We start from the raw sequence: 12,494 nt of genomic DNA, 5'->3' as shown, positions 1-12,494 counted from the left end.
TATATATATTATGGTATGGGCAAAGGCGTGATAAAGCCGGCTTTTATAAGCAGCCGCGATAGAAAAGCGAATGATAAACTCTGTTTAAACAGCCAAACAATGAATAATAACTTTTTTAATATTATGTTATAACCTATGAACCGCACATTAGCAAAAGCAATCTCATTATTGCTGTTGGCAACAATTAACCTCTCTCCGCTTTTTGCGCAAAAGAAAGAGCTCCGACATGAGCTTTCCGTAAACGGCGGATACGGCTTTACGTTGGGAAAGATGAATTGCCTGACGCAAAACGTGCACAGCTACGAGAATCGTTTAACGAAAGCTCCCAACTGGGGAGCGCAATACCACTACCGCTGCATTAAAGAGCTTTCCGTAGGTGCCGTTTACTCCGCATACGCCAAGCAAGACAGCCATCCGGAAGGAAGCGACAAGCTTTCGCAACATTATGCGGCTATCCAAGTCAGCGGATATATTCCTTGTTCCGACAGGCTGGACATCCGTATCGGACTGGGAGGTGGAGAGGTATTCTTCAGAAACAACAGCGCCGTGTTCGGAAAGCCGCGCACCGTAACGGGAAGAGCCGTTGCTGTGCATGGCTGTTTAGGAGGGCTTTTCACGCTGGGCCATCAATGGAAAATAGTTACGGAGCTGCAATACATTGCGGGCGGACTTCCCTCATACCGCGTGCGCTACCACAACCAATCGATCAAGGTAAGTACAGGCGGAGACAGGAAAGTCAGCGTTTCGCGTTTAAACTTATCGGCAGGAATCGCCTATTGTTTTTAATCATGAACAAAACCCGGATTATATGAAAAAGTACATCACACTCATCTTTACGACATTATGCGCATGTATCTTCTTCGCCGGCTGCGACGGAGAAGACAGCAGGGTAGATCCGACCGTCATGCCTCCCGCTACCAACACCGGAGCCAATACTTTCGGATGCCTTATAGACGGATGGATCTATTCCGGAGGAAGATATTCCACAGATTGGTTCTTCCCTGTCAAAGAGCCCGAACGCTCCATTAAATTCATTTATAAAGAAAAGAAAGAGGAGATGGAGGCGTCTGTTTATATAGATGAAGATGGAAACACCATCGACTTTAAGATTCTTTCGCCCGAAGAAGGGAAAGAGTGTCCTCTTACCGACTTTATGTTTATCAAAGAGGCATTGAAAGACGGAACGGCGCATATTACCCGCTTCGATCTGAAGAAGAAAATAGTCAGCGGAACTTTTGGAAACAACGACCGGCTTACCAAGGGGCGTTTCGACACGTATTTCGAAATCGACTCGTACGACTATCCGGAACATGAAGGTAAACAACACGTTATCCAAACGAACCGGATTAAACCTGCGTTGCTCGAATCTGCAAGCAACCAATGAAAGGAGTATACACCGTATTTGAACGGGCATCATTCAATGCAGACTTTTGCCGGATCGACTCTTATTAATATAAGAACATTATCATTTGAATGAACATCATAAAAAGCAAACCGACCGCCGCTTTGTTTTTATCCGTACTTTTATCTGCCTGCACGCTGCATGGCAATAAAGAACGGGGGCAGGAAGAGGAAGAGCGCATAGCGAAAGAAATCCGGTCCGAAACAGCGATTGAAGCAGAGGAAGAGAACGAAAACGGTCGAGCCGCACATCCGAAAAGCAGGATGGCGCTGTACATGGTTTCTCTGGGGTTGAAGAACATAGCCGAAGCCGACACCTCCATCGTAGTGCGGCTGATGTATGCCACTCCGGATAATTTCACCGGAAAAACACTGTATGAAGATCTGAAAGAAGCCTACCTGCACCCGGAAGCTCTCGAAGCTCTGCTACGGGCACACCAGGCGCTGAAGCAAAGGCATCCGTCATACCGGTTCATCGTCTACGATGCCGCTCGCCCTCTGTCCGTGCAGCAGCAGATGTGGGATGCCGTGAAAGGAACCTCCCGATACCGCTACGTATCCAATCCTGCGCATGGAGGAGGACTGCATAATTACGGACTGGCGGTGGACATCGGTATTCTCGACTCGCTGGGGAATCCGCTGCCGATGGGTACGAAGGTAGACCATCTGGGCATGGAGTCGCACATTATGCAGGAAGACGTACTGGTTCGCCGGGGAAAGATAAGCGAGGAAGAACGGCAAAACCGTTTGCTGTTGCGCCAAGCCATGAAAGCCGGCGGTTTCCGACCGCTACCGAGCGAATGGTGGCACTTCAACTTTCGCAGCCGTGACGAAGCTCGCCGGAACTATCCGGTGATTCCTTGAGAGAATCGGGTGCATTCCTGCTTATTACTTTACATCACAATCAAGGCTTATGAAAGAATTATCGCCGGAAACCCGACTTTTCATCCGCGAACATCAGAACGACGATGTTCGCTCCCTCGCTTTGCAGGCAGGCAAATATCCCGAAGTAGACATGCCCGCAGCCATCACGCAGATAGCGGGAATACGTATCGCAAAAGAGAAAGTTCCCTCGTGGAGCAACGTCGAAGGCATACGCTATCCGCACCACCTCTCGATGGAGCAATGTTCGTCGGAACTCACCGCGCGGTATAAGTCGGAACTGGCAAAGGGAGAAAGCTTTGTCGATCTGACGGGAGGTTTCGGTATCGACTGTGCTTTCCTTTCGAGAAACTTCCGGCAGGCGACTTATGTAGAGCGGCAGGAAGAGCTCTGCGAAATAGCCGCGCATAATTTCCCGCTTCTCGGACTGCCGCACATAAGCGTGAAGAACGATGACGGTACGGAGTTTCTGAAGCGGATGGCGCGCGCGGACTGTATCTTTATCGACCCCGCCCGGCGCAACGAGCATGGCGGCAAAATAGTCGCCATCAAAGATTGCGAGCCCGATGTGGAGGAGCTGGAAGATTTATTGCTCGAAAAGGCCGGATGCGTCATGATCAAACTCTCGCCGATGCTCGACTTGTCTCAAGCGCTGAAAGAGTTGAGGCATACGCACGAAGTCCACATACTCGCCGTAAACAACGAATGCAAAGAGCTGTTGGTAATACTGAGACGCGACGCTTCTCCTGAAGTGTCCATCCACTGCGTGAATCTGACACCGAACGGCGAACAGCGGTTTTCGTTCACACGCGAGCAGGAACAACAATGCAGCATCTCTTATGCCGGGCAGACAGGCAGCTATCTTTTCGAGCCCAATGCCTCGATACTCAAGGCAGGCGCTTTCCGCCTGCTTACTTCGGCATTTCCGGTGAAAAAGCTCCACCCCAACAGCCACCTCTATACATCGGACAGTGCAGTGAGCGGTTTCCCCGGAAGATCGTTCCGCATCACAGGGCAATGCAGCCTGAACAAAAAGGAGATTAAGAGCTGCTTGGGAGACTTGCGGAAAGCGAACATCACCGTACGCAACTTTCCGGCGTCGGTGGCCGAACTGCGCAAACGGCTCAAGCTGTCCGAAGGAGGTGAAGATTATCTGTTTGCCACCACGCTCGGCAACGAGCAAAAGGTATTGATACGATGCCGCAAATAAGGGAAACCGAGTCTCTGCCACCCCATCATCTTCGGGAGTCAATTACCCCTCTTTCCTGCATTGTCGGCCGGGCTCACAGCAGTCCGATGGTCATATATATTTTCCTCCTCCGGTGAACATATATAGTCATAGGTGGTGGGTATATATAGTCAGCGCGGTGAGTATATATAGTCATCCCCCATGAGTATATATGGTCACCACCCATGAGTATATATAGTCACCACCCATGACTATATATGAATAACGCGGGAGGCAAATATGCACTTCCGGAGACAGATGGAGAGGGACCAAACCGGCAAAGCTTTCATCAAGGGATATACCTCTGCCTATGGAAGCGGCGGAATCCAACGGCCACACCGCCGAAGCTTCCATCAAGGGCGCACGCCTTTCATAAGCGGGAAAAGAGAACGATTTCCGGAGAATGAAAGACTAAATACGTTTCGACAAGTCGTCTTTCGGAACGGTCGACTCATTACCGTCGCGCATCGCCATGTAATGAGGAGACATGATTTCCACACCCTCCCGGTTGAACCGGTCTTGAATGTTCTGGTGCAAGTCCGAATAAATCTGTCCCATCTTCTCCGCCTCGCGGATGTAAGCATTCAGTTGATAGACCGGATACCAGTCGCTCAGCGAAGTTTCGAGCACGAACGGGCGCGGATCGTCCACCACTCCGGGCGTATCGAGAGCCGCCTCGATGAGCATCTGATGCACCTGACGCCACGGAACGTCGTACCCTATCGTCACTTCCGTATGGATAATCAAGCCGTATTCGCGCGCCGAAGAACTGTAATTCACCGTATGCGAAGACATCACAAACGAGTTAGGTACTGTCACCACTTCATTCTTCGGTGTGCGGATGCGGGTCACCAGCGGAGTTTTTTCTATGATATCGCCGGTAGTATCGTTCAACTTGATGCGGTCGCCCAGCTTGAACGGGCGCATGTAAGTAATCACCAGTCCGGCGATGATATTGCCTATCACCGTACTCGAACCGAGCGATACGATCAATCCGACGAATACCGAAATACCCTGAAAGACTCCGGAGTTGGAACCCGGCAGGTAGGGATAGATCATGGCAATCATGAACGCGTAGAGCAGGAAGCGGATGATATGGAAAGTGGGCATTGCCCAATCGGGGTAGAATCCGTTTATCTTAAGGCGCCCCACTTCTACCTCACGAGCCAGATAAAGAATCAGCCGCACCAGATATTTCACGGCATACCAGATAACGATGATGGTAAACAGCTTGGGAATGTATTCCACAACGCTCACCAATATCGTCCGGATAGGGTTCCAGATATAGCCGAGCAACTGATAAGCCAGGCCTTCCGTCTGCGGGAAGATGATGAATATCAGAGGAACGGTGATGAGCAACTGCAAGCCCATCACGATGTAACGCCCTATGCCCGCCAGAAAAATCAGCAGATTGACTTGCCGCTGTGTGTTCAGCAGCTCATACCCCTGAATGGAAAAAGGTTTGAGGGCAGTGTCTCTCAGGCGTAAGATACGGATTTTCAGTTTGTGGAACAACCAGTTTGTGAGGCGGAACAGGAAAAACTGTCCGACAATAACGAGAAGGAAGTAAAGAATCCGTTTCGCCATCCGCCAGATACTGTGTTCGGCTTTCATCTGCGTCAGCTTGTCCACAACCAGTTTTTTTCTCTCTTTTATCAGCGAATCGCGCGGTATACCCGCCCACAACGCATCCTGGTCGGTGAGCGAAAGCAATACTTCGTTTCCGTACATCAAGTCGGAAACGGCATCCGAATATTCAATAGAAACCGAGTCGGGACGCAGGTTGAACCGTTTCCCCACTTTCTCAATAACAGCGGCAGTCTCCTTCGCACGCTTCTGAGGCGTATATCCCCCACGGTTGGCATAAAGAAAAAACAGCGTATCTCCCTCTACCACCACAGGAACTCCCTTGGTAAACTGCCGGAGCGAATCGATGCGCTGCCTCTGTTGCGCCAACTTCACGGAATCGGAAGAGAGCACTTGAAGCCTCATCTCCTCCATTTCCATGCGCATATTGGCTTCGTTCAGGCGGGCTTCTTCCAGCTCCTTCTGCAAATTGCTTAAACGGACTGAGTCCGAATCACGGTTTGATGCGGATACCTCTTTGCCAATGGTATCTCCCGACAGGATTTTCTTCACCGCCTTGTCCAATTGTGCGTATACATGTACATTCAGCAGCAACACGACGAATAGCATGGCTGCACGCTTCATAGTGGCAATTCTCATAATCGTATCTGTATTATCCGTCCCCGCAAATGCTTGGCAACGCCGAAGAATCTTTTTTCATTAAACATCATCCGCGCTTCAAACCGGAACGGAGAAGCTTTGCGAGGATTTATTTTCCATTTTTCCGTACCAATTGTACTAAACGGAGCAAACATACAGAATGTTTTTGATATACACTACCAAAACAACCGTGTTTTTTACCGCAACGCTTTCGTAGATAAACGAATCAAACACTCGACCGTCAATTCTACTTAAAAACCAGGCTATGCGTTTGTCGGATAAACCTTTATGCTTATCTTTGCAGGCAAAAAGAAAAAGAATCGTATGAACATATTGCTTCTTATCGGAGGACTGCTCCTGATACTTGTGGGGGCCAACGGCCTCACAGACGGCGCCGCTTCCATCGCCAAACGTTTTCATATTCCGTCCATTGTCATCGGGCTGACCATTGTCGCATTCGGCACTTCGGCTCCGGAATTGGCGGTCAGTGTAACCTCGGCTCTTAAAGGAAGCGCGGACCTCTCTATCGGAAACGTGGTGGGAAGCAACCTGTTCAATACGCTCATGATAGTGGGATGCACTGCATTGGTAGCTCCCATCGCTATTACACGCAACACGCTGCGCAAAGAAATTCCGCTCTGCATCCTTTCTTCCATTGTCTTGCTGATTTGCGCCAATGACATCTTGCTGAACCAAAGCGCCAAGAATCAGCTCGATAGGGGCGACGGACTGCTGCTGCTATGTTTCTTCGCCATCTTCATGGGATACACATTTGCCATCGCGTTCTCCAAACCGGCGGAAGAAGACAAGCTGAAAGGACACCCGACAGAAGACGAAGAAGAGATACGGGCTTTTCCTTGGTGGAAATCGGTGCTTTACACCGTCGGAGGACTGGCGGCGCTTATTTACGGAGGTCAAATCTTCGTAAACGGAGCCATAGGCATCGCTCGCGGACTGGGAGTAAGCGAATCGGTCATCGGACTCACCCTCGTAGCCGGAGGTACTTCGCTTCCGGAGTTAGCCACCTCCATCGTGGCCGCATTGAAGAAGAATCCCGAAATAGCCATAGGCAATGTAATCGGAAGCAATCTGTTCAATATTTTTTTAGTATTGGGTTGCAGTGCCACCATCACGCCTTTACATCTCAACGGAATTTCCAATCTCGATTTGTTCGTTCTCATAGGCTCGTGCGTCTTACTCTGGTTCTTCGGACTTTTTTTTGCCAAGCGAACCATAACACGGATAGAAGGCAGCATCATGGCTTTATGTTACGTGGGCTACACCCTGTTCCTCATTCTGAGATAAGGCATATTTGTTTTGTTTTTCGGCATCCCGGTATGGCAGTTTAAAGATTATCGACTATCTTTGTCTATTCAATCATAAATACAAAATATGGCTATTACAATCCAGAAAGTCTCCACGAAAAGGGAACTTAAAAAATTTATCCGCTTCAATTACTTCTTATACAAGGATAATCCTTACTCTGTGCCCGACCTTTACGACGACATGCTGAATACCTTCAATAAAAAGAAAAATGCGGCGTTCGAGTTTTGTGAGGCCGATTACTTTCTCGCATACAGAGACGGAGAGATAGTGGGACGCGTAGCCGCTATCATCAATCGCCATGCCAATGAAAAATGGGGATGCAAGAACGTCCGCTTCGGATGGATCGATTTCCTCGACGACCTCGAAATATCTTCCGCACTCATCAAGACGGTAGAGGAGTGGGGAAAAGAACGGGGCATGACACACATTGTCGGTCCGCTCGGATTCACCGATTTCGATGCCGAAGGGATGCTCATCGAAGGATTCGACCAGCTCAGCACCATGGCCACCATCTACAACCATCCGTATTACCCCGAACACATGGAAAAGCTGGGATTCGGCAAAGACGCCGACTGGGTGGAGTTCAAGATATTCATTCCGGAATCGATTCCCGAAAAACACCAACGCATCTCCGAACTCATTCAGAAGAAGTACAACCTGAAGGTAAAAAAATATACTTCATCCCGAAAGATAGCCAAAGATTACGGTCAAGCCATCTTCGAGCTGATGAACGAAGCGTACAGCCCTCTCTACGGGTATTCGCCTCTCACGCAAAGACAGATCAAACAATACGTGCGGATGTATCTTCCCATCGTCGACCTGCGGATGGTGACACTTATCACCGATGTCAACGACAAATTGATTGGCGTAGGCATATCCATGCCTTCCCTGTCCGAAGCGCTTCAAAAGTCGCGAGGACGGTTGTTGCCCCTCGGATGGTTCTATCTGCTGAAAGCTTTGTTTATGAAACGCCGCGCCAAAATGCTCGATCTGCTACTCGTGGCAGTGAAGCCGGAGTATCAGAACAAAGGTGTTAACGCGCTGTTATTTTCCGATTTAATTCCGGTTTATAAGAAATTAGGCTTTATCTTTGCGGAAAGCAACCCCGAACTGGAACAGAACGGGAAGGTACAGGCGCAATGGGATTACTTCGAAACCCAACAACATAAACGCCGCCGGGCTTTTGTCAAAGAAATAGGTTAACAGGAAACTTAAAAAACAAGAAAAAGACTATGGAAGAGAACGAATTGATGCTTACAAACAACAACACAGTAGATTATACCGACGAAAACATCCGCCATCTGAGCGATATGGAACACGTGCGCACACGTCCCGGCATGTATATCGGCCGTTTGGGCGATGGAGCGCATGCCGAGGACGGAATCTACGTGCTCTTGAAAGAGGTTGTTGACAACAGCATCGATGAGTTCAAGATGCAGTCGGGCAAAAGAATCGAAATATCCGTCGAAGAGAATCTCCGTGTAAGCGTACGCGACTACGGACGGGGAATCCCGCAAGGAAAGTTGATTGAAGCGGTCAGCGTTTTGAATACGGGAGGAAAGTACGACAGCAAAGCCTTCAAGAAAAGCGTCGGACTGAACGGAGTGGGCGTGAAAGCAGTCAACGCGTTGAGTTCCCGCTTCGAAGTCCGCAGTTTCCGCGACGGGAAAGTGCGTATCGCCACCTTCTCAAAAGGCGAGCTGCAAAACGACAAGATGCAGGATACGGAAGAAGAAAACGGAACATACATCTTTTTCGAACCGGATCCTACCTTGTTCGTCAACTATTGTTTCAAGCCCGAATATATTGAAACGATGTTACGCAATTACACGTATCTCAACACGGGACTCTCTATCTTATACAACGGACACCGCATCCTGTCGCGCAACGGGCTGGAAGATCTGCTGAACGACAACATGACGGCTACGGGGCTCTACCCTATCGTCCACCTGAAAGGCGAGGACATCGAAATAGCTTTCACCCATACGGGACAATACGGCGAAGAGTATTACTCGTTTGTCAACGGACAGCATACTACGCAGGGAGGTACTCATCAAAGCGCTTTCAAAGAGCATATCGCACGCACCATCAAGGAGTTCTTCAACAAAAACATGGACTACACCGATATCCGCAACGGATTGGTTGCCGCCATAGCCATCAATGTGGAAGAACCGATATTCGAAAGCCAGACAAAAACCAAGCTGGGATCTACAAACATGACTCCCGGAGGTGTAACGGTCAACAAATACGTAGGCGACTTTATCAAGCAGGAGGTAGACAACTTCTTACATAAGAATACCGACATAGCCGAAATCATACAGCAAAAGATACAGGAATCGGAGAAAGAGCGCAAAGCCATTGCGGGAGTCACCAAACTCGCCCGCGAACGTGCCAAGAAAGCCAATCTGCACAACCGCAAACTGCGCGATTGCCGCATTCACCTGAACGACCCGAAAGCGAAAGGACTGGAGGAGGAGTCATGCATCTTCATCACCGAGGGAGACTCGGCAAGCGGCTCCATCACCAAAAGCCGCGATGTGAACACGCAGGCTGTATTCAGCCTCCGCGGCAAGCCGCTAAACTCTTTCGGACTGACGAAAAAGATTGTATATGAGAACGAAGAGTTCAACCTCCTTCAGGCTGCCCTCAACATTGAAGACGGGCTCGACGGGCTGCGCTACAACAAGGTGATCGTAGCCACCGATGCCGATGTGGACGGCATGCACATCCGCTTATTGTTGATCACGTTCTTTCTGCAATTCTTCCCCGAACTGATAAAAAAGGGACATGTGTATATCCTGCAAACGCCCTTGTTCCGTGTGCGCAATAAGAAAAAAACAATCTATTGTTATAGTGAAGAAGAGCGGATCAACGCCATCGAAGAACTTAGCCCTAACCCCGAGATTACCCGATTCAAAGGATTGGGAGAGATTTCACCGGACGAGTTTAAGAACTTCATAGGCAAAGACATGCGGTTGGAACAAGTGACCTTGAGAAAGACCGATGCCGTGAAAGAGTTGCTCGAATTCTACATGGGCAAGAATACAATGGAAAGGCAAAACTTTATTATAGACAATCTGGTAATAGAAGAAGATCTGGCATCATGAAAAAAGCAATATTTCCGGGTACTTTCGATCCTTTCACCATCGGACACTTTTCGGTAGTGGAACGCGCGCTCACCTTTATGGACGAGATTGTGATCGGAATCGGTATCAATGAAAACAAAGACACTTATTTCCCGATCGAAAAAAGAGAAAAGATGATCCGGGAACTCTATAAAGATAATCCGCGTGTACAAGTCATGTCATACGACTGCCTGACCATTGATTTCGCGCAGCAGGTGAACGCTCAGTTCATCGTAAGGGGAATACGGACTGTAAAAGACTTTGAGTATGAGGAAACCATAGCCGACATCAATCGCAAACTGGCGGGAATAGAAACCATTCTGCTCTTTACCGAACCGGAGCTGACTTGCATCAGCTCTACTACCGTAAGGGAGCTGCTGGGCTACAACAAAGACATCGGCCAGTTCATTCCCAAAGGAATGAAGATCGACGATTAGCAAACAGCACCGAATGAGCACCCCGAGTTCTGAACAAGCAGACAGACGCCAGCAGATAATTGTCACCGCAGCAACAAACCATATCGGACGTTTATTAGCAATTGGCTACTACTGCCGACGGCTTCACGCAAAAGCATAGACGGCTGCTCATCCTGTCTGCAAATTATAACGACAGAATATGAAAAAAACAATATATATATTATTTATTTGCTTATATGCGATAAGCATTCAGGCACAGAATCAAAAAGCATCCGCCATGCGCAAACTGCAAATGGCGGAATTCGCCATTGCCAATTTCTACGTCGACAAAGTAGATGAAAACAAATTGGTCGAAGCCGCCATCATCAAAATGCTGGAGCAGCTCGACCCGCATTCCACTTATTCCGACGCAGCGGAAGTAAAGAAGATGAACGAACCGCTGAAAGGCAATTTTGAAGGCATCGGCATACAATTCCAAATGATCGAAGACACTTTGTTCGTTGTACAGCCTGTCAGCAACGGACCTTCCGAGAAAGTCGGCATTCTTGCCGGAGACCGTATCATTGCTGTAAACGATTCGGCCATAGCCGGAGTGAAGATGAGCACGGAAAACATCATGAGAAGGCTTCGCGGACCCAAAGGATCCAAAGTCGATCTCACCGTCGTCCGCCGGGAAGTGGCAGAACCTCTTGCTTTCACCGTGAAAAGAGACAAAATACCCATTCTCAGTCTCGACGCCGCCTACATGATTCAACCCGGCACGGGCTACATCCGCATCAATCGCTTCGGAGCAACTACCGTAAACGAGTTCAAAGAAGCGATGAAGAGCCTTCAGAAGAAGGGAATGAAAGACATGATTCTTGATTTTCAGGGCAACGGAGGCGGATATCTGGATGCAGCCATCAACCTTGCCAACGAGTTTTTGCAACAGAAAGAGCTCATCGTATATACGGAAGGAAGAAGAGACAAGCGGAATGAATTCTTTGCCAAAGGAAACGGCGGGTTCCGCAACGGAAGGCTTGTGATACTGGTAGACGAGTATACGGCTTCCGCCAGCGAAATAGTGAGCGGAGCCATCCAAGACTGGGACAGAGGAATTATCGTAGGTCGCCGTACCTTCGGAAAAGGTTTGGTGCAACGCCCTATCGACTTGCCCGACGGTTCGATGATCCGCCTCACCGTGGCACGTTACTATACGCCTGCCGGGCGCTGTATTCAAAAGCCTTACGAAAACGCTACGAACTCCAAACAAGACAGAAGTTCCGCCAATATCGAAGAAAACATCAGGAAATACAATCGGGATTTGATCGAGAGATTCAACCGGGGCGAGTTAACCCATGCGGACAGTATCCATTTCCCCGACTCGCTCAAAGTGCAAACGAAAAGGCTGAAACGCACGGTATATGGCGGAGGAGGCATTATGCCCGATCACTTCATCCCCATCGACACGACCCTTTACACCGATTACCACCGGAACCTGATAGCCAAAGGCGTAATGATCAAATACACGATGAAGTTTGTAGAAGAGCATCGGAAGACTTTGGCAAGCAAATATAAGAAATTTAAAACCTTCGACGAGCAGTTTACGGTAGACATACCTATGCTGAGCAGTTTACAACAGATGGGAGAAAAAGAAGGTGTTAAATTTGATGAAAAACAATACGAGACCTCTTTACCGCTTATCAGAACACAAGTTAAGGCGTTGATAGCCCGCGACCTATGGGATATGAACGAGTATTTCCGGATAATGAACACCGCAAATCGAAGTGTGCGAAAAGCCATAGACATATTGAATTCCGGAGAGTATGATAACATATTGAAATAAAAGAATTTTCAGAAGCCTACCATCCCTGTCTACCCCACGCTGCAAGCCAATATACCGGCCTTGCA

General features: G+C 48.7%; 10 protein-coding genes. 9 read left to right on the top strand and 1 reads right to left on the bottom strand.

The genetic code is table 11. The annotated features are described in order from the left end of the window. Positions 1 to 135: 135 nt before the first annotated feature. The 4 genes from GGR07_RS03835 to GGR07_RS03820 all read left to right on the top strand — a co-directional run bounded on the left by GGR07_RS03835 (position 136) and on the right by GGR07_RS03820 (position 3,493). A complete protein-coding gene (locus GGR07_RS03835) occupies positions 136 to 786 on the top strand; it encodes a hypothetical protein (RefSeq protein ID WP_051990560.1) in 651 nt (216 codons plus the stop codon). Between the two features lie 22 nt (positions 787 to 808). Further along, positions 809 to 1,384, top strand: a complete 576-nt coding sequence (locus GGR07_RS03830) for a hypothetical protein (RefSeq protein ID WP_249173686.1) — start codon at positions 809 to 811, stop codon at positions 1,382 to 1,384. 89 nt (positions 1,385 to 1,473) lie between these two features. Next, on the top strand, positions 1,474 to 2,265 hold the full coding sequence (locus GGR07_RS03825) for a M15 family metallopeptidase (protein WP_081724011.1): 792 nt from the start codon (positions 1,474 to 1,476) through the stop codon (positions 2,263 to 2,265). Between the two features lie 49 nt (positions 2,266 to 2,314). After that, positions 2,315 to 3,493 carry a class I SAM-dependent methyltransferase gene (locus tag GGR07_RS03820; RefSeq protein WP_034542730.1) on the top strand — a complete coding sequence of 393 codons (1,179 nt, stop codon included), beginning with the start codon at positions 2,315 to 2,317 and terminating at the stop codon, positions 3,491 to 3,493. Between the two features lie 429 nt (positions 3,494 to 3,922). Here GGR07_RS03820 and GGR07_RS03815 read toward each other — a convergent pair whose 3' ends face one another. Beyond that, the gene (locus tag GGR07_RS03815; protein ID WP_021646369.1) at positions 3,923 to 5,737 is read right to left on the bottom strand and encodes a mechanosensitive ion channel family protein; all 1,815 of its coding nucleotides are present in this window, start codon (positions 5,735 to 5,737) and stop codon (positions 3,923 to 3,925) included. 324 nt (positions 5,738 to 6,061) lie between these two features. Between GGR07_RS03815 and GGR07_RS03810 the strand changes: the two genes are divergently transcribed. The 5 genes from GGR07_RS03810 to GGR07_RS03790 all read left to right on the top strand — a co-directional run bounded on the left by GGR07_RS03810 (position 6,062) and on the right by GGR07_RS03790 (position 12,429). Further along, a complete protein-coding gene (locus GGR07_RS03810) occupies positions 6,062 to 7,042 on the top strand; it encodes a calcium/sodium antiporter (protein WP_034542783.1) in 981 nt (326 codons plus the stop codon). Between the two features lie 87 nt (positions 7,043 to 7,129). Continuing rightward, positions 7,130 to 8,266, top strand: coding sequence for a hypothetical protein (locus GGR07_RS03805; RefSeq protein ID WP_021646372.1), 1,137 nt, complete (start codon positions 7,130 to 7,132; stop codon positions 8,264 to 8,266). A 29-nt stretch (positions 8,267 to 8,295) separates the two neighbouring features. Continuing rightward, positions 8,296 to 10,170 (top strand): DNA topoisomerase IV subunit B, encoded by a 1,875-nt coding sequence (locus tag GGR07_RS03800; RefSeq protein ID WP_027325701.1) that lies wholly within the window; start codon positions 8,296 to 8,298, stop codon positions 10,168 to 10,170. Continuing rightward, a complete protein-coding gene (coaD, locus tag GGR07_RS03795; RefSeq protein WP_021646375.1) occupies positions 10,167 to 10,625 on the top strand; it encodes a pantetheine-phosphate adenylyltransferase in 459 nt (152 codons plus the stop codon). Before GGR07_RS03800 ends, coaD begins: the two co-directional genes overlap by 4 nt. Positions 10,626 to 10,803: 178 nt before the next feature. Further along, complete coding sequence (locus tag GGR07_RS03790; protein WP_021646376.1) at positions 10,804 to 12,429, top strand: S41 family peptidase; 1,626 nt, start codon at positions 10,804 to 10,806, stop codon at positions 12,427 to 12,429. Positions 12,430 to 12,494 lie beyond the last annotated feature (65 nt).

This window comes from Bacteroides pyogenes (assembly GCF_014196225.1).
Lineage (GTDB): Bacteria > Bacteroidota > Bacteroidia > Bacteroidales > Bacteroidaceae > Bacteroides > Bacteroides pyogenes_A.
This window is presented reverse-complemented; position numbering and strand designations above follow the sequence as displayed.

Bases quoted from the DNA above. Each gene is read 5' to 3' on its own strand.
- GGR07_RS03835 (WP_051990560.1), top strand. From the start codon at position 136: ATGAACCGCACATTAGCAAAAGCAATCTCATTATTGCTGTTGGCAACA.
- GGR07_RS03830 (WP_249173686.1), top strand. From the start codon at position 809: ATGAAAAAGTACATCACACTCATCTTTACGACATTATGCGCATGTATC.
- GGR07_RS03825 (WP_081724011.1), top strand. From the start codon at position 1,474: ATGAACATCATAAAAAGCAAACCGACCGCCGCTTTGTTTTTATCCGTA.
- GGR07_RS03820 (WP_034542730.1), top strand. From the start codon at position 2,315: ATGAAAGAATTATCGCCGGAAACCCGACTTTTCATCCGCGAACATCAG.
- GGR07_RS03815 (WP_021646369.1), bottom strand. From the start codon at position 5,737: ATGAGAATTGCCACTATGAAGCGTGCAGCCATGCTATTCGTCGTGTTG.
- GGR07_RS03810 (WP_034542783.1), top strand. From the start codon at position 6,062: ATGAACATATTGCTTCTTATCGGAGGACTGCTCCTGATACTTGTGGGG.
- GGR07_RS03805 (WP_021646372.1), top strand. From the start codon at position 7,130: ATGGCTATTACAATCCAGAAAGTCTCCACGAAAAGGGAACTTAAAAAA.
- GGR07_RS03800 (WP_027325701.1), top strand. From the start codon at position 8,296: ATGGAAGAGAACGAATTGATGCTTACAAACAACAACACAGTAGATTAT.
- coaD (WP_021646375.1), top strand. From the start codon at position 10,167: ATGAAAAAAGCAATATTTCCGGGTACTTTCGATCCTTTCACCATCGGA.
- GGR07_RS03790 (WP_021646376.1), top strand. From the start codon at position 10,804: ATGAAAAAAACAATATATATATTATTTATTTGCTTATATGCGATAAGC.